The sequence below is a fragment of the Bdellovibrionales bacterium genome, from assembly GCA_016716765.1.
Classification (GTDB): Bacteria; Bdellovibrionota; Bdellovibrionia; order Bdellovibrionales; family UBA1609; genus JADJVA01.
This window is the reverse complement of record JADJVA010000020.1, coordinates 1,009,313-1,034,348: the sequence shown is the minus strand read 5'-3', so window position 1 is coordinate 1,034,348 and position 25,036 is coordinate 1,009,313. Positions and strand designations below refer to the sequence as shown.

Annotated in this window: 30 protein-coding genes and 1 tRNA gene; 19 read left to right on the top strand and 12 right to left on the bottom strand. The window is 45.3% G+C overall.

Going from position 1 to position 25,036, the window contains the following annotated elements; translation table 11 throughout:
- Positions 1 to 22: 22 nt before the first annotated feature.
- Complete coding sequence (locus IPL83_13610; protein MBK9040178.1) at positions 23 to 562, top strand: hypothetical protein; 540 nt, start codon at positions 23 to 25, stop codon at positions 560 to 562.
- Positions 563 to 611: 49 nt separating this feature from the next.
- On the top strand, positions 612 to 1,064 hold the full coding sequence (locus tag IPL83_13605; protein MBK9040177.1) for a hypothetical protein: 453 nt from the start codon (positions 612 to 614) through the stop codon (positions 1,062 to 1,064).
- Between the two features lie 24 nt (positions 1,065 to 1,088).
- Here the strand turns inward: IPL83_13605 and IPL83_13600 are convergent, their stop codons facing one another.
- The gene (locus IPL83_13600) at positions 1,089 to 1,388 is read right to left on the bottom strand and encodes a winged helix-turn-helix transcriptional regulator (GenBank protein MBK9040176.1); all 300 of its coding nucleotides are present in this window, start codon (positions 1,386 to 1,388) and stop codon (positions 1,089 to 1,091) included.
- Between the two features lie 553 nt (positions 1,389 to 1,941).
- Positions 1,942 to 3,084: an ATP-binding protein gene (locus IPL83_13595; protein ID MBK9040175.1), complete on the bottom strand. Its 1,143-nt coding sequence runs from the start codon at positions 3,082 to 3,084 to the stop codon at positions 1,942 to 1,944.
- Between the two features lie 291 nt (positions 3,085 to 3,375).
- On the opposite strand from IPL83_13595, the gene IPL83_13590 reads away from it, so the two are divergent.
- The 6 genes from IPL83_13590 to IPL83_13565 all read left to right on the top strand — a co-directional run bounded on the left by IPL83_13590 (position 3,376) and on the right by IPL83_13565 (position 8,659).
- On the top strand, positions 3,376 to 4,287 hold the full coding sequence (locus IPL83_13590) for a sulfurtransferase (protein ID MBK9040174.1): 912 nt from the start codon (positions 3,376 to 3,378) through the stop codon (positions 4,285 to 4,287).
- 4 nt (positions 4,288 to 4,291) lie between these two features.
- Positions 4,292 to 5,083 carry a phosphate ABC transporter substrate-binding protein gene (locus tag IPL83_13585; protein ID MBK9040173.1) on the top strand — a complete coding sequence of 264 codons (792 nt, stop codon included), beginning with the start codon at positions 4,292 to 4,294 and terminating at the stop codon, positions 5,081 to 5,083.
- Positions 5,049 to 5,894, top strand: coding sequence for an ABC transporter permease subunit (locus IPL83_13580; protein MBK9040172.1), 846 nt, complete (start codon positions 5,049 to 5,051; stop codon positions 5,892 to 5,894). Before IPL83_13585 ends, IPL83_13580 begins: the two co-directional genes overlap by 35 nt.
- On the top strand, positions 5,891 to 6,709 hold the full coding sequence (locus tag IPL83_13575) for an ABC transporter permease subunit (GenBank protein ID MBK9040171.1): 819 nt from the start codon (positions 5,891 to 5,893) through the stop codon (positions 6,707 to 6,709). The genes IPL83_13580 and IPL83_13575 overlap by 4 nt, the downstream gene beginning before the upstream one ends.
- Positions 6,682 to 7,416, top strand: coding sequence for an ATP-binding cassette domain-containing protein (locus IPL83_13570; GenBank protein MBK9040170.1), 735 nt, complete (start codon positions 6,682 to 6,684; stop codon positions 7,414 to 7,416). The genes IPL83_13575 and IPL83_13570 overlap by 28 nt, the downstream gene beginning before the upstream one ends.
- A 115-nt stretch (positions 7,417 to 7,531) precedes the next feature.
- A complete protein-coding gene (locus IPL83_13565) occupies positions 7,532 to 8,659 on the top strand; it encodes a PQQ-dependent sugar dehydrogenase (protein ID MBK9040169.1) in 1,128 nt (375 codons plus the stop codon).
- A gap of 46 nt (positions 8,660 to 8,705) precedes the next feature.
- Here the strand turns inward: IPL83_13565 and IPL83_13560 are convergent, their stop codons facing one another.
- From IPL83_13560 to IPL83_13545, 4 genes are all read right to left on the bottom strand, one after another.
- The gene (locus IPL83_13560; protein MBK9040168.1) at positions 8,706 to 9,095 is read right to left on the bottom strand and encodes an HPF/RaiA family ribosome-associated protein; all 390 of its coding nucleotides are present in this window, start codon (positions 9,093 to 9,095) and stop codon (positions 8,706 to 8,708) included.
- A 44-nt stretch (positions 9,096 to 9,139) separates the two neighbouring features.
- Positions 9,140 to 9,532 (bottom strand): hypothetical protein, encoded by a 393-nt coding sequence (locus IPL83_13555; GenBank protein MBK9040167.1) that lies wholly within the window; start codon positions 9,530 to 9,532, stop codon positions 9,140 to 9,142.
- Complete coding sequence (locus IPL83_13550; protein MBK9040166.1) at positions 9,529 to 10,671, bottom strand: hypothetical protein; 1,143 nt, start codon at positions 10,669 to 10,671, stop codon at positions 9,529 to 9,531. The genes IPL83_13555 and IPL83_13550 overlap by 4 nt, the downstream gene beginning before the upstream one ends.
- Positions 10,672 to 10,783: 112 nt before the next feature.
- On the bottom strand, positions 10,784 to 11,668 hold the full coding sequence (locus tag IPL83_13545) for a LysR family transcriptional regulator (GenBank protein MBK9040165.1): 885 nt from the start codon (positions 11,666 to 11,668) through the stop codon (positions 10,784 to 10,786).
- A 127-nt stretch (positions 11,669 to 11,795) separates the two neighbouring features.
- On the opposite strand from IPL83_13545, the gene IPL83_13540 reads away from it, so the two are divergent.
- Complete coding sequence (locus IPL83_13540) at positions 11,796 to 12,809, top strand: TerC family protein (GenBank protein MBK9040164.1); 1,014 nt, start codon at positions 11,796 to 11,798, stop codon at positions 12,807 to 12,809.
- Positions 12,810 to 12,872: 63 nt separating this feature from the next.
- Here IPL83_13540 and IPL83_13535 read toward each other — a convergent pair.
- Positions 12,873 to 12,949 (bottom strand) — tRNA-Pro (locus IPL83_13535).
- A gap of 417 nt (positions 12,950 to 13,366) precedes the next feature.
- Here IPL83_13535 and IPL83_13530 point away from each other — a divergent pair.
- The 3 genes from IPL83_13530 to IPL83_13520 all read left to right on the top strand — a co-directional run bounded on the left by IPL83_13530 (position 13,367) and on the right by IPL83_13520 (position 16,221).
- Positions 13,367 to 14,734 carry an alginate export family protein gene (locus IPL83_13530; GenBank protein MBK9040163.1) on the top strand — a complete coding sequence of 456 codons (1,368 nt, stop codon included), beginning with the start codon at positions 13,367 to 13,369 and terminating at the stop codon, positions 14,732 to 14,734.
- Between the two features lie 238 nt (positions 14,735 to 14,972).
- Positions 14,973 to 15,602 carry a DUF3347 domain-containing protein gene (locus IPL83_13525; GenBank protein MBK9040162.1) on the top strand — a complete coding sequence of 210 codons (630 nt, stop codon included), beginning with the start codon at positions 14,973 to 14,975 and terminating at the stop codon, positions 15,600 to 15,602.
- Between the two features lie 10 nt (positions 15,603 to 15,612).
- The gene (locus tag IPL83_13520) at positions 15,613 to 16,221 is read left to right on the top strand and encodes a hypothetical protein (protein MBK9040161.1); all 609 of its coding nucleotides are present in this window, start codon (positions 15,613 to 15,615) and stop codon (positions 16,219 to 16,221) included.
- Between the two features lie 49 nt (positions 16,222 to 16,270).
- Here the strand turns inward: IPL83_13520 and rpsR are convergent, their stop codons facing one another.
- A complete protein-coding gene (gene rpsR / locus IPL83_13515; GenBank protein ID MBK9040160.1) occupies positions 16,271 to 16,543 on the bottom strand; it encodes a 30S ribosomal protein S18 in 273 nt (90 codons plus the stop codon).
- Between the two features lie 149 nt (positions 16,544 to 16,692).
- On the opposite strand from rpsR, the gene rpmB reads away from it, so the two are divergent.
- The 7 genes from rpmB (at position 16,693) to IPL83_13480 (ending at position 20,968) form a co-directional block, all read left to right on the top strand.
- Positions 16,693 to 16,995: a 50S ribosomal protein L28 gene (gene rpmB / locus IPL83_13510; protein ID MBK9040159.1), complete on the top strand. Its 303-nt coding sequence runs from the start codon at positions 16,693 to 16,695 to the stop codon at positions 16,993 to 16,995.
- A complete protein-coding gene (locus IPL83_13505) occupies positions 16,992 to 17,249 on the top strand; it encodes a KOW motif-containing protein (protein MBK9040158.1) in 258 nt (85 codons plus the stop codon). Before rpmB ends, IPL83_13505 begins: the two co-directional genes overlap by 4 nt.
- An 83-nt stretch (positions 17,250 to 17,332) precedes the next feature.
- Positions 17,333 to 17,605: a hypothetical protein gene (locus IPL83_13500; protein MBK9040157.1), complete on the top strand. Its 273-nt coding sequence runs from the start codon at positions 17,333 to 17,335 to the stop codon at positions 17,603 to 17,605.
- A 162-nt stretch (positions 17,606 to 17,767) separates the two neighbouring features.
- The gene (locus IPL83_13495; GenBank protein MBK9040156.1) at positions 17,768 to 18,646 is read left to right on the top strand and encodes a carbon-nitrogen hydrolase family protein; all 879 of its coding nucleotides are present in this window, start codon (positions 17,768 to 17,770) and stop codon (positions 18,644 to 18,646) included.
- 83 nt (positions 18,647 to 18,729) lie between these two features.
- Positions 18,730 to 19,314 (top strand): hypothetical protein, encoded by a 585-nt coding sequence (locus tag IPL83_13490; protein MBK9040155.1) that lies wholly within the window; start codon positions 18,730 to 18,732, stop codon positions 19,312 to 19,314.
- Between the two features lie 109 nt (positions 19,315 to 19,423).
- Entirely contained in the window at positions 19,424 to 19,765 is a 342-nt protein-coding gene (locus IPL83_13485) for a hypothetical protein (GenBank protein ID MBK9040154.1), read from the top strand.
- 72 nt (positions 19,766 to 19,837) lie between these two features.
- A complete protein-coding gene (locus IPL83_13480) occupies positions 19,838 to 20,968 on the top strand; it encodes an RNA methyltransferase (GenBank protein ID MBK9040153.1) in 1,131 nt (376 codons plus the stop codon).
- A 176-nt stretch (positions 20,969 to 21,144) separates the two neighbouring features.
- Here the strand turns inward: IPL83_13480 and IPL83_13475 are convergent, their stop codons facing one another.
- The 4 genes from IPL83_13475 to lpxD form a co-directional block, all read right to left on the bottom strand.
- Positions 21,145 to 21,312, bottom strand: coding sequence for a hypothetical protein (locus tag IPL83_13475; protein ID MBK9040152.1), 168 nt, complete (start codon positions 21,310 to 21,312; stop codon positions 21,145 to 21,147).
- Positions 21,313 to 21,699: 387 nt separating this feature from the next.
- Positions 21,700 to 22,062 carry a hypothetical protein gene (locus IPL83_13470; protein ID MBK9040151.1) on the bottom strand — a complete coding sequence of 121 codons (363 nt, stop codon included), beginning with the start codon at positions 22,060 to 22,062 and terminating at the stop codon, positions 21,700 to 21,702.
- Positions 22,063 to 22,176: 114 nt separating this feature from the next.
- Positions 22,177 to 23,730: a methionine--tRNA ligase gene (gene metG, locus IPL83_13465; GenBank protein ID MBK9040150.1), complete on the bottom strand. Its 1,554-nt coding sequence runs from the start codon at positions 23,728 to 23,730 to the stop codon at positions 22,177 to 22,179.
- Between the two features lie 95 nt (positions 23,731 to 23,825).
- A complete protein-coding gene (gene lpxD / locus IPL83_13460) occupies positions 23,826 to 24,896 on the bottom strand; it encodes a UDP-3-O-(3-hydroxymyristoyl)glucosamine N-acyltransferase (protein MBK9040149.1) in 1,071 nt (356 codons plus the stop codon).
- Between the last annotated feature and the right edge of the window lie 140 nt (positions 24,897 to 25,036).

The following is a 25,036-nucleotide window of genomic DNA, read 5'->3' as shown; positions in this document are numbered from 1 at the left end:
GAAAGGAAATACGGGGAATAAAATGAAAACAGTCTTCTTTTTGCTGAGCATGGGTCTCGGTCTTAGTGTCATCTGTTCTGAGGCAGACGCCTCGATTTTGAATCTCAGGCCTGGACAAGTTTACATGGGGAAAGAGTCTCTGAATGAGCGCTTGACCGGAAATTCCTGCTTTATCACCATCCACAGAGTGGACCTCGCTCCCGAAAAAGGCATGCATTGCCATTCCATTGATTTTCTTTTTGCCTCAGAGAGGACAGATGTCCCCAAGAAAGCTCTTCGCGTCGATTCGCGGGTCACAAACTTGCATCGTTCTGAGTACCCGGGATTGCGCACCTGCGCGATGAATGTGGATGGCTCCACATCGGGTGATGAAATCTATGGAGAGGACACCGAGAGTCTTTATAACCAGAGTTTTGGCGGTGGCAAGAAGCAGGATGGCATCCAATATGACTATTTTTTGACAGTCTCTCCTAAGACAAAGGATCTTGTGCGTGCTCGTATTCATGTTCTAAAAATCTTAACCGAAAGAAACTTTGATTGTGTTCGCCTGGAAAAGATGTGAAACGATGAATGCTGAAATTAATTATATAAGTAAACCTAAGGAGTCATCTATGAAAGCGGTTCTTTTTTCTCTGTGCGCAATATTTTTTTCGATGAGTGCATTCGCCCACTCTGGGCATGAAGGCCATCTCGTGTTCGCTGACGGAAAAATCCATGCTCACCTCTCTTGGGAGCATGGCCCTGATGGCAGCGGTGGCGAATCAAAAATGAGGTTGGAATGGCATGATGGCGCGACTCACGCGTTGTTTGAACCTGGTCTCCCGTTCTCAGTCTCTCTTTGGATGCCTTCGATGGGTCACGGATCCGGGCCCACTCAGATCCAAGCTGTTCTCAATAGAAACGGAGAAGTGGTCACCGGGACCTACCTTGTAACCAACATGTATTTTCTGAGGATGGCCGATTGGGAAATCCGGGTCACCATGAAGTACCCTGACGATCGCGAAGAGACTCAGACATGGCCAATTGTAGTGGAAGGCGATGATCACGGTGGACACAATCATTGAGCGGCCGTCAAACCAAGTGATCGCTTAGATATTCTTCAACTTAATCTCGCAGCAATCCAAACAGAGGTAGTCTTTAGAGTTGCCTTTTCGTACTGACGGGTTAATTTCATAAAGTATTCTTCGCCCATGTCTGGTCACCTGCACAAGGCCCGAGTCTCGCAGGGCCTTGAGGTGTTTCGAAAGAAGAGTTTCTTCGACTTTTAGTTTTTTACGAATATCTTCAACGAAACTGGGCTTTTGGAGCAATAGCGCCAGAACCTGTAAGCGACTTTGTTCTCCAATCACGGAGAACAGATAGGAAGGATTGCCGATCAGAATTTTCAATTGCAGGACCTCGCGTGATTGACCGTTCAAAGCATATCTGATCAGCGGCAGCGATCCAAGCTTAACGCGATAATACATGAATATATATTCAACTATTTAGTTGATTCTTTAAAAGTGGATTGCGATCGTCTATTCGCCACCCACCAGGGCTGAGTTACGCCCAGAATGCTGCCTAAATCTTCAAAATTTAATTTCATTTCAGCTAATTGAGGGTCCTACTCAGAAGCGACATAGCACGACCGTGATCTCGTTACGGGGCCAATTATTTTGTCGGCGTTCAGCGACATTTTACAATTTTCTTCAACACAATAAAAAAAATTGGAAACGCAAGGGGCGTTCTGCTCAGTCGCCAACTCAATTCAGAAACCGAGACTGCACTTCGGGTTTTGGCAAGGGACATATTTCCAATCTCTTAACCCAAAGATAGTGGCTGTGCGTAATAAACGTGTAAATCGGATCGCGAAAGAACTTGGGATTGATGAAGAAATATAAAATATTTTCCTAAACCTCCATTAGGAATAGGAAGGAGAAGTTTGATGACAGTGCAAGACCGTTAGAGTTGATTCTTATTCAGGAGCTCATTAAACGCGGAAAATGGAAACACCTCTATTCCCGAATCCAATTTCATTCTACGACTTCCCAACGTAACGAGAATTTTTCTCTTAAGACCCTTGAGCTCGGAAACCGCATGGAGGCCTTTGAGGTCAGTGGTCGACCACTTTTCTTTTGCCTTAATTTCAATCGCAATTTTTTCCTGACCTCGCGATAACAGAAAATCTACTTCAGTCATTTTTGCCTCAGCCGGACTCCAAAAATTGATTTCGTCGTAAAGGTCATTTTTTTGATTATAAGCGCGCAAAAGCATGTAGATGAACCCCTCAAGGAGATGACCAAACTCCTCATTTGAAGGCTCCCCCCGACGTTGCTTCAATGCCATGGCCAGACCTGGATCAATGATATAAAATTTTGGACGAGACTTTTCTCGAGCCCTCAATTTTGGAGCAAAAGCTTCTAATCGATTAGCAAGAAGAGTATCTTCAAGAATTTCGAAATAGGCCTGAACGGTAGTCCGAGCAACTTCAGCTTCCCGAGAAACATTTGAAACGTTTAATGCCTGCCCATGAAAGATTCCCGCAACTGGTAAAAAGCGAGCGAAACCAGGTAAATTTTTTACCAAGGCTTCGGCTTGAATTTCTTCCTTAAGATAGGTTTGGACGTAAGATCGCAAAACATCAATCTTATCTTCGGCAGCAAAAACGATTGGCAAAGTTCCAAATTGCATGGCCTCCCGAATATCAAAGTCTGATCCCAATTCTTCGGGAAGAAATGGAAACATGACACGACTTACTGCGCGCCCGCCCAATAAATTAGCTCCACCTCTTCTAATTTTTCGTGCAGATGAACCCGTCAAACAGAAGCGAAGTTTTTTTTCTTCAATGAGATGATGTACGGCATCTAGAAGTGCAGGCACTTTTTGAATTTCGTCAATGACCACCCATGAACCGGCTTTCAGAACGCTCAATTCAGAAATCAAAGCGTCCGGGCGAACCAGAAACTTCGTGAATTCCCGTTCGAGAAGCAGGTTAACGTAAGTTTCCCCTTCAAATACCGACTTGGCCCACGTCGACTTTCCCGAGCCCCTCGGCCCCAATAGAAAAAAACTGCCCTTAGGTGGCTGGATTAAGCGTTGATACATAAGCCGTCATATTACGGCGTTTTTTGTTGCCTTGTCAACCTAGAATCCTTATTCGACGTTGAGGTGGCATTGGAGTGAAGCACTAGCTCGGCCTACCCGTTAGGAAGGATGACCAATCATAATTTTCAATTGCAGACCCTCGCGTGTTTGACCGTTCAAAGCATATCTGATCAGCGGCAGCGATCCAAGCTTAACGCGATAATACATGAATATATATTCAACTATTTAGTTGATTCTTTAAAAGTCGATTGCGATCCTTGTCCAAATATAATCAATCTGGAGGCACAATCTATGAGTCGGTTTGTCTTGCTTGCACTAAGCCTTTTGTTTTTTCACCAAGCCAATGCCTCGATTGGTCTTATTTCGCCAGAGCAAGCGGCACAAATTGCCCAAGAGGGCGGTTCAAAGGCTGTTATTCTTGATACGCGAGGAGGATACAAAGACTATATTAGTGGACACTTGCCCAACGCACGCCACATCAATTTCGACACACTACGTGCTACTGACGTTAACGGTGTGCCTGTGCAGTATTTGCCAATCAAGTTAACCAAAGAACTTTTGACAATGGCTGGAATTGATCGCGAACGAACTCACATTCTTTACGCCGAAGGCGGCACTGGCGATGAAATTCTGAGTACTACAATGGTGGCCTATGTGCTCGAAAAGTACGGCGTCAAAGATATTAAGATTGTGGACGGGGGCTTACCTGATTACAAAGCGAAGTTCCCGCTATCCCAAGAATATCCAAAAACCAAGCAAGGCCAACTTCCGACCAAAATGAACACTCATATTGGAGTCGACGTAAAGACAGTCTTGAAGAAGAAAGAGCAGCCCAACGTTGTCTTGTTGGACGCCCGACCTGAAAATGAATACCTGGGAAATGACACAGTTTGGCCGCGCAAAGGGCACATCCCTGGTGCTATTAGTTTGCCTTGGCGAAAAGTAATGGATGAGAAGAACACGCACAAATTTCGAGATATTGCAGAGGTTAAGGCTTTGTTTTCAAGTCTTGGATTGACTCCTGATAAAGAGGTGATTGTTTACTGCGGGACTTCCCGAGAGGGAAGTCTTTTGCGCTTCTATTTAAGTCATTTGGCGCAGTATCCGAACGTGAAATTGTACGAAGGGTCCTGGAAGGAATATGCTGCGTTGAAAGAACTTCCTGCTTCCACAGAAGCATCACCAATCAGTACAAGAAGGTAGAACAATGCGAAATATCACCATTTCTTTGTTTGTCGTCGTTTCGACTTTTGCTCTCGCGAACGAAAAGCTGCTTGCGACGGGCTCAAGCACGGTCGCTCCGCTGGTGGCCGAGCTCGCCAAGCACTTTGAAAATAAATCGCCAAATATCCTAGTTGAAGTTCAGACGGGTGGTTCTGCTCGCGGAATCACCGATTGTCGCGATCGTCTCAACGATTTTGGAATGATTTCTCGGAGTTTGAAAGATGACGAAAAAGATGTCACGGCAACCCCAATCGCGCGCGACGGACTTGCTTTCATCGTACATGAATCAAATCCCGTGCGAGAACTCACGCGCGAGCAAGTCATCAAGATTTACACTGGCCAGATCACCAACTGGAGGGATCTTGGCGGTAAGGATGCAAAAATCTTCGTCATGAGCAAAGCAGAGGGACGGGCTGCGCTTGAACTTTTCATGCATTATTTTGAGTTGAAGTCATCTCAGATCAAAGCCTCGGTCATCATTGGCGACGAAGAACAGGGAGTTAAAACAGTTGCGAATACCCCGAACTCCATCGGTTATCTTTCAGTGAGCACCGCTGAAAATGCGGTTAATAGTAAAAGTCGAATTCTTACAGTACAGCTGGATGGGCAAAAACCGAAAATGGCTTCCGTTCGAAAAGGGGAATACCATCTTTCACGTTATTTAAATCTTGTTGTCTGTGGAAAAGCAAAGGCCTCGACTCAGAAATTTATTGATTATGTGATCTCATCTGAAGGCCAAAGTGTCATTGAGAAGCTTAAGTACATTCCTCTTTAATTTCTGGCTAAGAGCGACGACCTTTGTTGTAGGATTTGTCGTTCTTGTCGTTTTTCTATTCGTGGCGAAAGAAGCGTTCCCGTTCATTCAACAAGGATCTTTCGCTCAGGTTTTTACATCGACAAAGTGGTATCCAACCGAAAATCAATTCGGCGTGCTGAGTCTTGCCTTTGGAACTCTAGCCGTGGTTTTTGGAGGGGTTGTTATTGCCGTTCCTTTTGCCTGGCTGAGCGCGGTTGCCTTGGTCTTCTACACTTCTTCTAGGTCGACAAAAATACTTCGCTTTGTTGTTGAGGTGGCTTCGGGAACGCCATCTGTTATCGTTGGGTTGTTTGGAATATTGATTTTGGTTCCGTGGGTGGCCGTTCATTTTCCGCCTGGGTACGGTCTATTGTGTGCAAGTACCGTATTGAGTTTCTTATTGATCCCAGCCTTAATTATCAATACAGTCGAAATATTGAGCATCGATCTCAAGGAAACTCTGGAAGTTGGAGCGAGTTTGCGAATTCCACTTCATCACATCATCACCCGATTGATCTGGCCAACTAAGAGAGTTCCACTTTTGAAATCGGTTGTTCTTGCAATGGGTCGGGCCGTTGGAGAAACTTTGGCTATTCTCATGGTCGCTGGAAACGTGATACAAATTCCGGGCAATGCCTTTGAATCTTTTCGGACTGTGAACGCAACAATTGCTCTCGAGATTCCGTACGCACTCGGCTTGCATCGATCATCGCTTTTCTTTCTAGGGCTTTTAGTCTTTGTTCTTGCGCTTGCTCTTTGTTTACTCGCACGGGAGAAGCACGCCTCATGAAATGGCTCTCAATCTTTGCCATGTTGTTTTTTTGTACTTTTGTGGCGATGGTCTTGGGTCCGATTGCGTTGCACGGGTGGCCAGCTGTCAATTGGAATTATTTAACGAGCGACCCCCTGGTGATGGGGCGAGAAGGTGGAGTAGCTCCTCTCATTGTCACGACAGTTTGGATGAATGGCCTTGCATTGGTATTGACATTTTCTTTAGGTTTGCCTGTTTCGCTTCGACTGGCAGAGCTCCCCGCCTCCAGGTTTCAAAAAATGATGGCCGTCTCACTTGATCTTCTCGCAAGTACGCCTTCCATTGTCTTCGGACTTTTTGGGCACGCATTTTTTTGCCGTACTTTAGGTATGGGCTATTCTATTCTTGCCGGCTCGTTGACCCTCACTTTGATGACCTTGCCGTTATTCATTCGTCTTGTTGAAGATTCGCTTCGTGAATTGCCCAATGAATATCGGCTCATTGCGAAATCGCTTCGTCTAAGCCCAACAACGCTCGCATTTCAAATTCTCATCCCATCGGTTTGGCCGGCGATCACCGCTGCAATTGTCTTGTCTTGGACCAGAGCTCTGGGTGAAACAGCAGCTTTGCTTTTTACTTCCGGGTACTCCATGAGATGGCCACGGTCGATGTTTGACTCCGGGCGAACTTTGTCTGTTCACATTTTCGATTTGAGCCTGAATATCACAGGAGCTGATCAAATGGCATATCAAGGTGCCTTTGTATTGATCTTAATCACGGTTGCATTCATTTTGATCTGTCGTCTTTTTGTGAAAGGTTTAGTTACTTGGCAGCTTCGATATCAAAGTACCTAGTTAGACATTTATCTGTCAGTTACGGTTGCAAGGCAGTGCTGTCGGAGGTTTCGTTTTCATTGTGTCTCAACGCAATCACCTCGGTTGTTGGCCCTTCCGGATGCGGCAAAAGCACGCTGCTCTTGGTGTTAGCGGGCCTACTTGAAGAGGCTCCTTCGGTACATGTCCGAGGAGCCATTGAAGGGTTTGAGCGCGAACATCTCGGAATTGTATTTCAAAAACCTCTGCCTTTTCGCCTGTCAATTTATGAAAATGTCGCACTCGCATTGCGTGAAATAACAGCATCTGAAAGGGACGTTCGCCATCGAGTCGAAGAAGCCCTCACGGATGCCGGCCTGTGGTCTGAAGTTAGAAATCGCCTCAATGAATCTGCACTGAAGCTTTCAGGGGGGCAGCAGCAACGCTTGTGCTTAGCGCGTACACTTGCGCTGAGGCCATCCGTTCTTTTGCTGGATGAACCCTGCTCGAGTCTAGACCCGATTGCCACCCAAGGCATAGAGCAGACATTATTGAGGCTATCATCAAAAACAACAGTTCTGATCGTCACCCATAATCTGAGTCAAGCGCGACGTCTTTCGCAAAACGTAATGGTCCTCTGGGACATGGGTTTCGGCGGTACCATTGTCGAGAAAGGGGGCGTTCAAGAGATTTTCATCAATCCGAAACTTGAAGTTGTTCGTCAGTATTTTAACGGTTTTCTCGGCTAGATATTGCTTTGTCTATTGGTTTCTAAATGATTTGATCGACAGGGCCAACGTGCAGAGTTCTCTTTACTAAAACTGTTGGCTTAGCGTATCGTTATGATTTTGATTTGGAGATCGAATGTCACGACTGATAGCTAGCCTCCCCATAATAATAATAGTAATAATTGTTTCAATTCCCAGTCAGAGTGATGCAAAAAAAGTTTACGAATCGGCAGGAGAGAAGTTTCAAATGGAGCTTCTCACTCAGCAGAAAGACGTCGTGTGGGGCTTTGACTTTCTAGATAGTGACCAAATTATCTTTACTGAGCGTGGGGGTTCTTTGCGAGTACTCAGTCTAAAGTCAAAGCTTGTCACGGATTTGAGAGGGGTTCCCCAGGTAAACGCTTCAGGACAAGGTGGATTGTTAGACGTACGAGTTCATCCAACGCAAAAATCAAAAATTTTTCTGACATACTCAGAGCCATCGAAAAACGGTGCCACAACAGCATTGGGTGTTGCGATTGTCGAGGAGAATAGTCTCAAGAATTTCAGAAAGATATTTTCGGCCTATGAACCGAGTCCAAAAGAAGTCCATTATGGTTCCAGAATCGAATTTGATGGCAAAGGTCACTTGTGGATTTCGGTTGGAGAAAGGAATGAACGTTTTCGGGCGCAGAGTCTGAAGTATCACAATGGAAAGATTATCCGACTCAATGAAGATGGCAGTATTCCTGGTGATAATCCTTTTGTGAACAACAAGGAGGCTAGACCCGAGATCTGGAGTTTTGGTCACAGAAATCCGCAGGGTTTGGCTCGAAATTTCGAATCCAATGAACTGTGGTCAACAGAGCTTGGTCCCAAGGGTGGCGATGAGCTGAATCTCATTCGAGCCGGGGCAAACTATGGTTGGCCGATCATTACTTATGGGCGAGAGTATTCTGGATTTAAAATTGGTGAGGGATCAAAGAAGGAAGGGATGGAACAGCCAATCGCCTACTGGGTGCCGTCCATATCACCCTCGGCTTTGGCTTTCTATACGGGTCGAGTCTTTTCCAAATGGAGAGGTCAGATTTTTATTGCAAACCTCAGTGGCATGCACCTCCGTCGCTTGAAATTGGATGGTTCAAGAGTTCTCGAGCAAGAGGAACTCCTAAAAGACCAATTCATGCGAATGAGAAACGTACGCACCGGTCCTGATGGATTGCTCTATCTATCGACTGACGATGGGAAAATTGTCCGCCTTATTCCAGCGTCATTACGCAACTGAATATTTCCGAGCTTTGAAACAGATTCTAAAGACTCCAAATCCCAGGCTATCTGGAAAGCAAATTTTCTCCAAAATCAGGATTTTGTTCCGCTTTACGGGCTATTTCCCGCGCATTTTTTCTTTCTTTAACTCGTACTCGGTCGCCGAATCGATTGATGGCCTCAAGCATGTGGTCAACAACTTCTGCCAAGGCGACATAGAGATTTGAATCTGATTTTTCGACCGCAATTCCATGATACCTTCCACGAAAAGCGCGAACCTTAACATTGAAAAGGTCAGGACCTGCTTGAGTTGGAGAGTTTTCCATTTCTAAAATGACGTGTACTTTACTTTCACTCAAGTCAGGAAACTTGTCTTTCAAGGCTTCGATTCTATCCTGCACCGCCTCACGAGCCATCTCTGATTTATCTAAATTCTTAAATTTAATGTGAATCATATCGTTCTCCCTTCGATTGTATTGATAAAGTAAAAGCACTATGTCTATTCACAGGCCGCTCCCTGGCAGGCGGTTGGCTTCTGTTCAAAACAGGCAAGTTTCAAGTCAGCTAGATTAACAAGAGCAGCTTGTTCAATCCAAGGCTGAACAACCAAAAGGCCCTGAGCTTTGCCCCAGCAGTTGACTAGCTGAAACTTGGGAAGACTCTTTAATTCTCCCTTCACCTTTTCAACATGACTCTGAGCTATCGGTGACTGAGCAACTTGACCAGCGGATGATGCCACATAGTTAATGACTGAAATGCCCGCCCAGACTGCCAATGCTCCTATCGTGAATAAACCAATAACTCCTACCACGGCAAAAATCATAATTTTTCGCCTTAGTCTTGGTTGTGACTTTAACTTTTTTGAAAGTTCAAAAAATATATCCTGTTTCATCCGAACCTCTCTTGCAGGACTTCGACCTGTTGAATGTTTTTCCTCTTTTCCAATTCCGTTCCGTCATTATCCAAAATCGCTAGAATGGGGCGACCGTTCGGGATTTCACTTCGTGATGCAATTATAACCTCACCCCCTCGGCTTAGAACTATCTGAGCTAAGTCATCTAATATGTCATCGTCTTCGTGGTCGAGGTCGAAGGGATGAATGGCAAGCTCACCAGATTTTTTGTCTACTTTCCCAAAGATACTCAAATCGTCTGAGACCATCAGTTTTCTAACTCGACCCTCAACAGCTGCCTTGGATATTTGAAATACATTCTTTCGAGTCATCTTACTTTCTTCAGCAAATCGAAATTCCAGCAATGCCCTTTCAATAGAGGCTCTGGACTCAGCTTTCATTGCTTTTCTAATGACCAAGCAAATATCGCTAGCCTTGTCCTTGCTAAAGAAGTTCACAACAGGAGCTTTAGCTGCAATTTTGTACTTAAGACTCCTATTCATGCGATCAACCAGCGACTTTTCTCCGGCCACAAATAGTTTTGGTTTAGACCTTTTGGTGAGCTGAGAAATCCAGTTGTTGAGCCAAGCAAATGTCTCGTCTTGTTTGAGACTTTGCTGCCTCGATTTTTTTAGACTTGAATAGTCACACAGAGAATCTTCATTTTTGAATGACTCAGGAAATAGAACAGAATCCACGAGCTTTAGCGAGTCTTGGCTGCCTAAATAGAGGTGGGCGGCTTTGTTCTCTAGACCCAATAGTAAAAACTCCTGGTCTGTTTGGAGCCATCGAAGCAGGGGTTTGACATGGAAGCTCGTTGCGACCTGACATGTTTGTTCAACATCGACAGGAATATTTAATGCCCTGAATGAGCTTTGATTGCGAAATAATCCGATGTTACCCTTCATCTGCTTTAAAATCCGCGTATCTAGAAGAAGTGCATCCAGCGGTTCTAGAAATTTAATTCGCTCTTCGACGGACATGACTGGATGAAGCCAATCGGAGGCTTGATTGATTGCCTCGCGGAGTTGAATTTTTAAATCAGTCAGCTTGCCCGGATTAACGAGGTAAACAGTCAAATGAACTCCATCTGATGACTCGAGTAGGGGCTTTAAAGTCATCTTTTTTGAGGTCAACATAAAAATCCTCCGTAGGTTGCATGTGATGGCTTTATGCCTTCACACAAACTACTTTACGGAATATTTATGAATTGTTAAAATAGATAAAAGTGCTGATTAGTAGTGCTAAAAACTATACAACGAATGAATCCTTCAGTTTTGCGGCAATTGGATTTTCGATTTTTCTTTGAGCCGTAACTAAAAAAAGTTCTTCATGTACGCCCTGAAGTTGACCAATTTCAACTAGTTCCCCTCGCAAGACTTGACCTGTGACCGTGTGAGTTGCGGTAGGAATTAATCCAAGCTCACTCACAGCCATAAGCTTCTTTACAGAGATGTCCTGGCTTTCAGTAATAATATTAAGTTCAATTTTATTTAGCTTCGCCCAATGATCGAGGTCTTGTCGCAGACGGCTATCGTAGGTGGGAAGAATCATTGGCTCTCCTGAGATTGATTTTGGAAAGCCCTTTCTTAGAATTCTAAATTTAGGTGCTCCGTAAAATGCTACATTTTTTTTTGTAATTGATTTTGGGTAGAGTCCTTTGCCGTCTGTCCCTGTCGGTAAAAAGTTAGTCACCATAAGATCCATACGATGTGAAGTAAGCTCTCTTAAGAGCTCATCTGATTTCCCTTCGGAGAGAGTGATTTGGCAGGGAGATATACGAAAGGCATGCTTAACAAGTTGAAGGACAATTTGTTTTGGTACGCTATCTAAGGCACCAAGGTGAAGAGAAGGTTTTAATGGCTTGAGGCGATCATGTAGCACCTCATACATCTCGGAACCCATCTTGAAGATGCTTTTTGAATAATCGAGTGCGACTTTACCCTGCTCGGTAAGTACAAGTTTCTTGTGATGTCTTTCAAACAGCTGAACCCCAAGCGTCTCTTCAAACTGTTTAAGTTGTGCAGACAGAGTGGGCTGGCCAAGGCGCAATTTTTCGGCCGCTTTTGAGACAGTCCCTTCTTCTGCAATGGTTTTGAAGTAAAAGAGATGGTGATAGTTAATCCACTGATTCATAATTACCTCCCCCCTTTCTCTTTTTAGTATCGTCTGTAAGCATACAAGTCAATTCTATTATCGATTTGATAAATACTAAATACACGGCGATATTGGAAGAGTCAGAATGACAAGGAGAAAATACCCAATGATACTATTCCCTTTTTTGGACTATTGGTGGTTTTATTTAGGCTTTACAGCATTTGTGCTCGTGGTACTTGCCCTTGACCTTGGCGTATTCCACAAGAAAGCTCACGAGGTCGGTTTTAAAGAGGCTTCCGTTTGGACTACAGTCTGGATTGGATTAGCCCTTATCTTCAATTATTTATTCTATCTTTATGCTCAATATCGGTTTTCAACTCATGAGCGTTACACTTCAATATCAGGATTTGATCCCGATGCCCAAGCTAGGACGACGGCTTTGGAGTTTCTTACTGGCTTTGTAGTTGAGAAGTCTTTGGCAATAGACAACATTTTCATTTTTGCTGTGGTATTTTCATACTTTGGAATTCCTAAAGTGTATCAACACCGAGTTTTGTTTTGGGGAATTCTTGGCGCTCTTATCTTCCGAGGGATTTTTGTCGCAATGGGCTCTGTGCTTATGCAGTACCATTGGGTTGTGATTTTCTTCGGTGCCTTATTGATTTTGACAGGTCTTAAGATGTTTTTTGCAGGTACGAAGCCGCAAAATTTAGAAAACAACTTTATTGTAAGGCAGCTAAAAAAGGTTTTTCGAGTTCATCCACAGATTGAAGGTCAGCAGTTTTTCTTTAAAAAAGAGGGACTTACCTATGTGACTCCGCTATTTCTTGCTCTGGTATTTTTAGAGCTCACCGATATCATTTTTGCAGTTGACTCCGTGCCGGCAATTTTCGCCTTAACGAAAGAACCGCTTATTGTTTTTACTTCTAATATCTTTGCCATCTTAGGACTTCGCTCGATGTACTTCATGCTCGCGGGTGTTATGGATAGATTTGCCTATATAAAATATGGATTGGCTTCAGTGTTGGTGTTCGTCGGGATTAAGATGGTTTGGCTCAACGAAATGTTTGGTGGAAAATTTCCAATCAACTGGTCTTTGATGATTATTGCGACACTGATCGGCTCATCCATATTGGCTTCGATCGTCATTGACCGTAAAAACAAAAAAAAGCTAACTTGAACCGTGGAGTCAGAAACGTAGAGCCACAATTGGTGGTTGAAAATTAAAAAATAGAACCAAAAATGGTCGGGGAGACAGGATTCGAACCTGCGACCCTCTGGTCCCAAACCAGATGCGCTACCAGACTGCGCTACTCCCCGACGACTGGCTATTTTCTTTTGAGGATCAATAGGCGAATTAACATTTGTTGTCAATTATTCCAAAGCGACGCTAGCAGTTAAATGTTCGAAAATGAAGTCTATTTTAGAGATCGAATCTCAAACGAATGTCTTTATGCATTGCGCCTCGATAGAGGATGGGCATCTTAAATAAAATCGTTGCAGTCCAGTTCAGTCGATGGATTAATCTCAGTCAAGCTTGGACTTAAGGGTAGAGAGGTTAAGCGGGTGGGCTTAACTGCGGGATGCGGGTGAGGCCAGGGTTTGAATTGGGGCTTGAAATGGAGTTTGAGGAACAGCTGGAGAAAAGTCCCGGAGAATTCCTTTTGGAGATATTGAAGCATTAGGCTGGGGCATAGATGAACTAGGCAACAGCAAGATTACAACAAGGAGAAACACATGAAAAAATTAGTAGGATTGCTCGCTGCGCTTGCGCTATTGCCAAGCGCCCAAGCTGGTGAACTGGCACACAGTGCTGAATATCGACTTCGCTACCAGGTGGATCAGGATAAAGATGGTGTATCAGGTGGCAAAGGAAGCACAAACGATTGGAAGCAGAGATTTAAGTTAGGTTCTACTTTTCGTTCGGGCGAAAAGCTGACAGGGCAACTCACATTACTTCACAATTCCACTTGGGGACATTCAGGGTTGGGTAATACTGCTGCCACCTATCCCGTAGCTGGTGTGACTGGAGACTCAGAACTGGCAAAAATGGATGGGGTGGCGAATGGCGAAAATCTTGTTCTTGTGAATGAAGCCTATGGCTCTTGGATGGCTTCCAATGAATTGTTGATTCGCTTTGGTCGAGGTGCCTTGGCGATGGCTGATGGCCGAGTGATTGGAGTCAATGACTGGGGACCAACTCCCAATGCTTTTGAGGGAGTGTTGTTCACTTGGGATAAAGAGTTCGCCCGATTCAATGCTTATGGGGTGAAGTTTGCACAGCTCTTAGCCAGCAGCGACCCCGGCCCTAGCGTTTCTGATCCAGAGATCAATTCCTATGGTTTGAATGTGGACTGGAAGACTCTTCCTGAATTTCTAAAAATGGTTAATTTTCACGCGATTCAGGTGAATGTGGATGCAGGCATGGGTGCGGCCAATACTGCTGTTCAAACTATTCCCCAAGAAAGCCGAATGAGATATGGGCTTGTTGTTTCGGGTGATGCCATGAATGTGGACTACCGATTGACCTATGCGGCCCACACTGGAAAATACACTAACTATTCAGGTGCGCCATCAACAACAACTGACCGCGAAGGCAGCATGATTGATGCCGAGTTCGGTTACCGTTTACCTGATTGGATGAACAGTCGCATTTCTTTTCTCTACCACACAGACACGGGAGACAAGGATGGCGCTACAGATAACAAGGCAACTACTTATGACCCTTACTTTTATGAGAGACACGACAATGCAGGATGGATGGATATTTACCTTTGGGGCAACCTGACCTATATGCAATTGCGATACACTATGGACATCATGGATGACCTTAGCTTCGCAGCCCAATATTTGATATTTAGCCAAACTGAAAAAACTGGATCGACATCGGCTGGGGGCAACGCCTTTGCAGGAGGAGCAGCTGCAGCAACTAACGCCACCGAGGATGCGCTCGGAACTGAGTTAGATCTTGCCGTAGCAAAAAAATATGAGGGTGGACTCACCATCACAGCTCGTGCCGGAATGTTCAGCCCAGGCGCTGAGTATGCGAGCACAAACAGCGACGCTTACACCCAACTCTTTCTTGAAGGCAAAATGGCTTTCTAAGAATCGCTCGATTGGCGATGGGTTTGAGAAATGGAGAGAAGCCGAGGGAGAGCCGGACTTAAGGTCTGGCTCTTATATTTTGTGAGGACTGCATGGTTCTCAGGGCCGAACTCAGGCGATTCAATAACCCGGTCCATCTGGCCTTTTGGCCATCTGTTAAAAAATCTGATCTTGAAATGGATAGAATTGTTTCCAGGAAGCCGATTGTAGGGTAGCAGGCTATGGAGATTATATAGATGTGCATAATTTTTTGCGGATGCGTGGTCGGCCTCTGCGTCGAGATCAGAAGGAGAGTCAAGTTCAGCTCATGGAATACTTGAATAGAATAGAGACTGAGCTTCTGCGTTGCTTGAGTTGGACTGCCGGTCTGACGTTTGTGATACTTGTGATGTTGGTGGCTTCTCAACCAGCGAGTGCGGCGAAGGGAAAATACGGGAAGATTGATGTCAAAGGATCTCTTGAAAAGGAACTCAATGGAGTGTTGAAGGCCACAGACAATTTGCATAAGTCCTGTCTTTCAAAAAACAGCAAACAGGTAGATCGATCGATTCGGGCCCTCCTTGAAAATCTAAAAAAGGCTGGGCAGAAATCCAAATTGGCCAAGGATCAAAAGCCTCACCTTGATAGAATGTTAAACGCTGCATCTAGCCACCTGATGATGACGCTCAACAGGTCGGGAGAGAAAAGACGGGAAAGTCTTAAAGAAGCCTTCAATCACTTGGTTCAAATAGCTAAGGTTTATAAGCTTGAGGAATACCGTATCTTTTTCTGCCCCTCGGATAAATCTGTTTGGATGCAAAAAGGCTATAAGCCGAGCAATCCCATACACCCCGAGAAATATGGATCTTGTGGTAAACTTGTAAAATAGTGAGGATGACTTGGATCGTTTTATTTCTAACCTTCCCAAGAATATTCTCGCGGCAGCCGCCATTCTTGGGGGAATCTTCGTCATCGTCACGATGAATCCTCCTCACACTCTCTGCGATTCTCAAATGGGCTCCTTTAAGAGCGCCCAAATGAACTTCATCTATTTGGACCCGAAGGACAAAATAAAGAAAACCACAAATTTTGAGCTGGATATGTATCGCTGTAAAACCAGCAATAGTCCTGGCGGCTGTTATGAGCTTTTTTTTCGCCTCAAAACTCTTCTCAAAGATTTGGATTCAGTGCCGCCTGAGTGTTCTGGGCAAGCTGGAGGAGATACAAAGATTCGGCAGACCATCTGGGATTCATTGGATCTATTGACCCGGTTGGCCTGGGGCCAAAAACCGCCTGAGGTCTATCACAACAAGCTAAATTGGTTGGAGCCACCAGACGTGCTGCTGTACTGCCGGCTGAAAAGGGCTGCAGAACGTTTATATGGAAATTCAAACTGGGAGCAGTTCCGAGAGAAAATGTTCAAGAACCTGCCCGGTATCGATAAACTCGACCGGGCCACAGGCTGGGAGATGATGCTGCTCTCCACCAACTGTGAGGCTTACCGATAAGGAAAAGGTTCAAAAAACCAATTCCCTATTCTATTTCTAAATTTTACTTCTAAATTTCAAAAGGTCTTGGAGAGATGGCTTCTGCGCGATAGTTTGCGTCATAAGCAATTGTTCCCTGGGGTAAGAGGGCCAGGTTACGTGCCTTCTTGACGGCTGCTGCAGCGGCCTTTTGTTGGCTAAAACTCAGTTTACTGATGCGCGAAGGGATGATTTTGCCACCTTCCATCAAAAATCGACCAAGTGTAACCGGATCTTTATAGTCAAAGTTAAAATCACCAGGGAATTCAGGACGAAACTTCGTCCTCATATTTCTTTTAACCATTACGTTTCACCCATAACTTTATGATAATTGCTCTGCACCCAGAGTATGGGGTTTCTATACGATAGAAATCGGTTGCCAACAAGGGCCTTTTTAAAATATAGATTGTCCTTCTTGAAAATTGCGAAGGCCCAGCTGATGAGGAGTTTAAAATGTCTCGCTGTGAATTGACCGGAAAAGGCCCCATTGTAAAAAATTTGGTGAGCCATTCAAATATCAAAACCAAGTCTCGAGCGCTCCCTAATGTTCAGCAAAAACGTGTATTTAGCCGATCATTGAATTCTTTGGTGAGTCTCAAGATGGCAGTCAGAACGATCAGATCGCTGGAACATGTGGGTGGTTTTGATACTTTTATTTTGAATCAGCCTGACAAGGTGCTCTCCAAACGAGCATTGGAAATAAAGGGTCGGATCATGAAGAAACTCAATCGACCCGCTAAAGGGGACCAGAAATGAAATTGAAAATAAAAAAGGGTGCAACCGTTGAAGTGATAGCCGGAGCAGACAAAGGCAAGCGTGGTTCTGTTTTGGAAATCAACCCTGGTAAGTTACTTGTCCGTGTTCAGGGTGTGAGGATGCAGACTCACTTTGATAAAAAAGACGGACTTAAAACCTTGGAAGGCTATTTAAACTACTCAAACGTCAAATTGGTTGAGCAAGTTGCAGCCGCTAAGAAAACAGCTAAAAAGAAAGTTTCCGCTCGTAAGTAATAGAGTGGTCACCTCAAAAAAGTCGTCAGGCTTTTTCTTAGGCTAATCGTTAAGGTTGGCCTTTTTATTGGCTTTGTGGCTCTATGCTCATAATTGTTTTGAGCTTCAAGTCGCACTTTGTTATTCTGCTCCCTATGGCTTGGACGAAAAATCCTCGTATTTGGGTGTTTTCCTTTATATTTTTGTTTTTATTTTCATTTTCGGCTTCTCTGCGGGTGGCTTCGAATTTTGCTTTTGCAGAGGAGACCTCGACCTATTTTCTCTCTCGCAATAAAAAGATGATTCGCACGATTCGAGTTGAACGCGTGCCCGCAGATAATGGGACTTGTGAGACGGTCTATACCAAATCGGGGTAGACCGCAGTGTGGGCTCTGGAATTAACGTGTCCAGTTGTCTTCGATTTGCTGAAAATATTCGTCGCAATTTGGAAGTTGCGGACTGGAAATGTCAGGATATCACAGCGAAATCTTCGATTTCCCCTTTGCCGGAACCATCGGCTACCAAAACTGAATAGCTCTATGCGTAATAAGGCAGAAAAGGACTCAAAAGGTACTGGTTCTGGGATTGGGCTTAAACCTCTCAGAGTCTCTCTTTTTCAGCTCACCTCAGTCGATGATATGGCACTCAACGAGGAGAGAATTTTTTTTGGATTGAGGAAGCTGGCTGAACGGGGTGGGGCTCGACTGGTCGTGCTTCCAGAGAATTCTCTCTTTATGCGTTTGGATCGAAATGCCATATTACAGGCTCCAAGACTTCAAGATCCGGTGTTTTTACGACTCATGGAGTTCTGTCGGATTCATGCTTGCGACATTTTACTCACCACGGCACTTTTAGAGGAAAATGGTCAGACTGTAAACGCCACGATTCGATTGAGAAGTGATCAGAGTCCTGAGGTCGTGTATCGAAAGATCCACCTTTTTGATGTGAACGTCTTGGGAGTTCAGCAAACGCGTGAATCGGATGAATTGACCGCTGGAACTGAGCCAAAAATCATCGACATAGATGGTTGGAAAATCGGCCTATCAATTTGTTATGATTTGCGTTTTTCTGAACTATTCTTGAATTATGCGAAACATCAAGTTGATGTGTTGATGGTCCCCTCGGCCTTTTTGGTTCCGACAGGACGAGCCCATTGGGAGGTCTTGCTGCGAGCGAGGGCCATCGAAAGTCAGGCTTACGTTTTAGCTCCTGCCCAGGGAGGAAGTCACCTGAACAGCAGGGGCGATCTCAGAAAAACTTGGGGACACACGATGATCGTGGATCCCTGGGGAGTGGTCTTATCTCAGGCAAAAAATGAAGGAGAGGAGTCTCCTCAGATCATTGAGAGCACTCTTGATCCCTCACTTATTAGCTCCGTGCGCAATCAAATTCCAATGAAGAGTCACCGTCGCCTCTGATCCCATTGAGGTTTTACAGATTGGGCAGGACATCAGGACCAAGATCCAATCAGTTCCGCGTTTGAAAATCCGAAGAGAGAACAATGGAATTTGGCACTTTTTTCTCAATCCTATTTTTAAGTAGCTTTTTGACGCTGCTGTCAATCCCTTGCCTGAGCCTAGCTGAAGAAAAAGTAACTGCTTCTGAAGCTGTCAATCCGATCACTGAAGCTGTGAGACAGCGAATTGAGAAAGCCAAGCAATTGCAGCCAGAGGCAAATATAAGTTTAAAGGATGGTGCCGAACCGCCTTCGCCCTTGGCACCTCAGGTGTTTGACGGCTTTCAGGGGCAGATACAGAGACCCTTCACTCCAGATGACCGCGAGAAAGTCAAAATGGCTCAGGAAAATCAAAAACTACGTCTTCGTTATGAAATGGAAATGGAAAAAAAGCGCAAAAATGAAGAAAGCGTCGCTCGGTTACAGGCTGCAGAGTCGGGAAAATCCCCTCAAGGCCCCGCCGGGAATTTATCAGACAACAAGTTAAAAAAACCTGGAGTAAAATCTGCATCTTCAGCAAAAGGCAGAAAAAAGACGCCTCTTTCGTCGGCAAAGTCTCCAAAAAAGACAACCAAAGCCGCGCAGACAAGCAAGATAAACCTTCGCAAGCCATCTTCCAAAAAGAAATAGCTAGTTCCCTATTTACTCGCAATTCTGATTTTCGCCTGGCGGAGTCAGTGCTAGAATGACTCGTTAAGATTGAGCTGAGCCAGAGCCAGCAAATGAGGGAGGGTCCCCAATGGAAGGTCCTTTTAAAAACGCTTTCTTTTTTGTTATCGTGTTGTTCTTTGTTTTGGCGTCGGATGCGGGTTTCAGTTATCTGCTTAAGCGCTCTCATATACTGGCCTCGAATTCCCGGCTAGTCTCTTTTGGATCTGCGACAGCTCAGACCAAGATCGACGTGGAGGCAATGAGAGAAAGGGCGAAAAATCGGACCTATCCAGGAGGTGCGGATGAGGAAAATCTTCAAGTTCAGGCCACTCTTGTTGTCCCCGAGAGAAAAATAAACGTCAAAGCTATTCAATCTGAGATCCTAAAAATCAAGATTCAGGATGACGAGGAACCTCAGAGTGATGAGTAAGTAGACTCTTGTAATCCTTCCCTAAATGCCCCAATTCTTTGCAATTCAATATGAAAAGGGATAGGGGATGTTATGGCAAAGTTTTTGGCGCTCACATCGATAGGGCTTCGTGACGTTCTTGAAGAAGAACTGAATGATTTAGGGTTTAAGGTTATTGAGAAGGACTTAACAGGCTTAAGCTTTGAGTCCAATTGGGCTGGCTGCTATCGGGCTAACCTCTGTTTGCGAACGGCAACCAAGATCTTGTTGCCGGTTCTCGACTTTCCGGCCTACAAACCAGAGGATCTCTATCATAATCTGCGTAAACATGATTTCACGAAATACATTAGACCTGACCAAACGATTTCTGTCGATGCCCACACTCGAGAAAGTGCGCTTCAGGATCAGCGTCTTGTGGCCATGAAGACCAAAGACGCAATTGTCGACCAATTTCGGGAGAAATTTGATATTCGTCCAAATGTCGAGAGGGACAATCCAGATCTAGAAATTGTTGTTCGCGTGTTAAAAAATACGGTATCAGTTGCCATCAATACGTCGGGAGATAGTCTTTCAATTCGCGGTTACAGAAAACACGCCGTGGAGGCTCCGATTCGTGAGCATTTGGCCGCGGGACTTCTGGCGATGACGGGATGGGATGGAAAAGTGCCCTTGCTCGACCCCATGTGTGGTTCCGGAACTTTTCTGACCGAGGCAGCTCTCAAAGCTCTCAATGTCGCGCCCGGTACATTTCGGAGGCACTTTGCCTTTCAAGGTCATTTGATTTTTCAGCCAGAAGTTTGGTCACAAGTCCTAGACGAAGTCGTCGAAGGCGAATTCGATAATATTCCTGCCAAACTTTATGGTTATGATCGCGATGGAAAGGCATTGATATCAGCCAAAAAAAACGCGGAGGCGGCAGGGGTCAGAGAATCTATTATCTTTGAAAAAGGAAATGTAACGACCCTTCAAGCAATTCCCGGAGCACCTCCAGGAATTGTCATTGTCAATCCTCCGTACGGAGAACGCATGGGGATCAGCGAGGATTTGAAAGACGTCTACAGGGATTTGGCCTTCTCACTCAAACAGAACTTCAAGGGCTGGAAGCTATTTTTGCTTTCAGGCAATGAAGAGTTAACGGGAGCCATGAGGTTGAAGGCGGAGCGAAAAATAAAAGTTTACAACGGGAATCTCGACTGTCGCTTTTTGGAATACAACATTCGTTGAGATCGCTGAGATTATTTTGGTTCTCTGAAAGGAAAGGCCGCTTAGACTTGGGGGCCATCAAATAAGATAATAGGCTTAAACTGGCCCACTTGATTGTTGTTCCAAACTCCAAGGGCGCCTGGCTGAAGCAAATCTCAGGAGTCCAGGATCTTCAAACATGCGTCCGGCAGCAGTGCTCACGTTGTGAGCACCGCACCAAACCGAACTCGATCCTGAACCCCTGAGATTGCTTCAGCCAGCTCCCTGTGTTTTTTAGACACAACAGAATCACTGACGGCTTGCGGGCCAACCACTGTATTAAAATCGAGATCCTTCTTCTCGAAGCTTTCACGGTCATTTGTCATGGACGATAGAATATTGATTTTTGCATGAATCGAATGCCGGCCAAGGGGAGGTCAATCCCCTCATCCGCAAAACTTGGTGTGCAACGAGAGATTCCAGAAGCCTTAAAAATCATATGTCATGATCGCCATCCGAAGTTGGAATCCTTGGCTGTGGCCCGCAAGCCGTCAGTGATTCTGTTGTGTCCAAAAGACACAGGGAGCTGGCTGAAGCAATCTCAGGGGTTCAGGATCGAGTTCGGCTTGGTGCAGTGCTCACAACGTGAGCGCTGCTGCCGGACGCATGTTTGAAGATCCTGGACTCCTGAGATTTGCTTCAGCCAGGCGCCCTTGGAGTTTGGAACAACAATCAAGTGGGCCAGTTTATAATAAGATGGGGTCTCTTGTGGTTCAGGGCTTTAGTTCAACCAAGAGCACGGCCAAAGCTCCTAATGTCAAAACGACAAAATATAAAATCCCGGCGAGCTGAGGCTTCTTGAAAAAAAGTCGAACGACGCCGCCCAACGAAAGCCACAAGACTAATTTTGCCCATACCCAGAGAGGCCATGGCCAGGTGATATTAATTCGGGCAAGCAAGCCGAAGGCAGAAATGAAAACCACAAGCAAAGAGACACCGTGGGTGATCATGATAAAGCGGCGGTGCTTAAAATCCCTTGTTCCCCCATTTTTGAGGTGAAGGGCAACGCCTCCAAGCGCATAAAACAGAGAAATAAGGCCAATGAGATGCAAACAAATATAAAAGGTGTAACTCACGAGAGCCTCCTTGGGAGTGACTTGGGTTGACCACTGTTGACCAGCGTCTTTCAATGATTCCAGGTTATGAATTAAAGATCACTTCTTGGCCAGTAGTTTCTCGAGGGTTCAAATCTATGATTCCAAGCCATTACTATCTAAGCTGTCCAATCGAGGAAAGAGAGGATCGCCTTTCAAAATAGGGGCTCCCTTTGGGATGACGCCCCACTGAGACGCCAGAGAAAAATCATTTTTGGACTTTCCGAGGCGATCCAGTAAGTCTTCCATTTTCGACGGCATGACCGGATGCAGTAGAATGGCCGAAATTCGCAAACACTCAAGAGCCGTGTAAAGAGATTGGCCTGCTGCTTCCAAGTTCTCTTTGGCAAGCTTCCATGGAGCCGTCTCTTCTAGGTGGCGGTTGGCTTCGTTGAGAAGTTTGACGATGTGTTCGAGGGCATAGCTAGGCGCCAGCCTTTCGATGTCACGGCGAACTTCCCCTGCTGTTGCCAATGCAATCGCTCTGACATTTTGAGATTTTTCGTCTTGGCCTGAAGACTGAGGAGCCTTTGCGTCAAAAAACTTGGTGATCAGATTGGCCGTCCGACTGAGAAGGTTTCCAAGATTATTGGCAAGATCGGTATTCACTCGATTGATCAAAAGGCTCTGAGAAAAGGGGGCATCGTTTCCAAAATGAATGTCACGAACAAGAAAATACCTGAAGGCGTCCACTCCAACCAAGTCTTTCATACTCAAGGGATCAATGACCTCTCCTGATGATTTGCTCATCTTGGCGTTGTCCTTGTTAAGAATCCACCCGTGAGCAAAAATCGTGGTCGGCAGAGGGATACCGATCGCGAGAAGCATAGTGGTCCAGTAGACTGAGTGAGTGGTGATAATGTCCTTTCCGAGAATGTGGATTGGCCTCGTCTCCATCCACCACTTTTTGAACTGAGAATCCTGGCCTTCCTGTCGCAAACCAACGCCCGTTGCGTAGTTGAGCAGAGCGTCAAACCACACATAGGTGACATAGTCGCGATCGAAAGGAATTTCAATTCCCCAACTCAAGCGACTCTTCGGACGACTGATACACAAATCATTGAGCGGTTTTTTTAGGAAACCTAGAACTTCGTTTCGTCGACTTTCTGGCTGAATAAATTCAGAATTATTTTGAATGTGAGAGATGAGGGTATTTTGGTATTTGGACATTTTGAAAAAATAATTCTTTTCGGAAATTCGCTGAACCTCTTTACCCGTTGGACTTTTCCCATCAATGATTTCTTTTTCGGTATAAAAAATTTCTTCGCTGACACAGTACCAGCCTTCGTAAGTGGCCTCGTAGATATCACCCCGCTCGTAAAGCTCTTGCAGGATTTTTTGGACGGCTGATTTGTGATAATCGTCGGTGGTGCGGAAAAATATGTCATATTTAATGTTCAGGCTATTCCAAGCGGCTTTGAAATTCTGGACCATGTCGTCGCAATGGGCCTGGGGAGTGAGATTTCTCTTCTCGGCGGCTTGCTGGCACTTCTGGCCGTGCTCATCTGTACCCGTCAGGAAAAGAGTTTCCTCACCGAACAGCTGATGATAGCGATTCAAGACGTCAGCGATAATCGTGGTGTAGGCCGTTCCTATATGAGGACGGTCATTGACATAGTAGAGCGGAGTCGTGATGTAGAATCGCTTCATGGAATGAACCTTTCTTGAGTCTCTATGAATCGCGGGTTTACCAAATGAGTGCATTTCGATCAGGTTCCGTCTTTCTTATTACTCCTCAGTATTCCTTAGTCTGACTCGTCTGTCAGGCCCAGCTTATTCATTATTTGAGAAAGATTGCGGCGCATCCGAGGCAAATGAACGAGGGAGGCCTGTACTTTTAAGAAATCCTTCAGCGCAATAAAGGGATATCCTCCGTAGGTTCCGGGTTTAAGGACATCTTTGTGAATGGTTGACACTCCTGCGGCTTGGACATTGTCGCAGATCACAATGTGTCCTGCGACCGAGGTTCGCCCTCCCATAAAGTTATTATTGCCCAAGGTCGCTGATCCAGCGGAAATAAATCCAGCTGTGAGAAAACAGTTTTTTCCCGTCGTGATGTTGTGTCCGAGATGGCAGAGATTATCAATTTTTGTTCCGGCCCCAATCACGGAATCCTTGAAGGTCCCCCGGTCAATACAGACACAAGAACCAATGTGAACAAAATCCTCCAAAATAAGACGCCCATAATGTGTGATCCGGTGATGTTGTCCTTTAGCGTCGGTTGCGTAACCGAAACCCTCTGAACCAAGACTCGATTGAGGGAGGACTTCGCAATAGCGGCCGATGTGGGTATCGTAGGCTATATAAACCTGAGCATGAAGATAAGTTCCGGAACCGAGTGTTGAGCCGGCTTCGACCACTGTATTGGGACCAATGAAAACATCGTCCCCAATAATGACATTTCGGCCGACAACTGAATGGGGACCAATTGTAACTCGATGGCCAATCCGGGCGGTTGGATCGACGACAGCTTTGGGATGCACTCCCTCACCTCCGTAGGTCTGTTTCGCCAACGGATGGGGAAAAAATTCTTTAGCGACGAGAGCCATCGCGAGTTTCACATTTTGGCTCAGAACGACCGACGTTCCTTCAGGGATATCGTTCATTTGAAGCTCTGCTGATTTCGGGATAACCACTGCGGAAGGATTTCCGGTTCGCAAGTTATCTAAGTGTTCCGGACCTGAAGCAAAGGCGATTGATCCCGTCTCTCCTGAACCGGGATCGCTGATTCGGGTCAATTCGGTTTTGACCGATCCTCGGCGAAGTTCGAGGAGATCTGAAAACCTTTTCACTATGTCGCCAAGTATTATTCCCAATCGAAACCTCATAAGGCCTTTGAAAAAATGCCTACTCTAACAGTAAGCTGAGTCCAGTCACAATCGGTGAAACAAAGCATTAATTTGTGAAGGAATATTGGGAGATCCATTTTTACCGCCTTTGAATCTACCCATTTAAT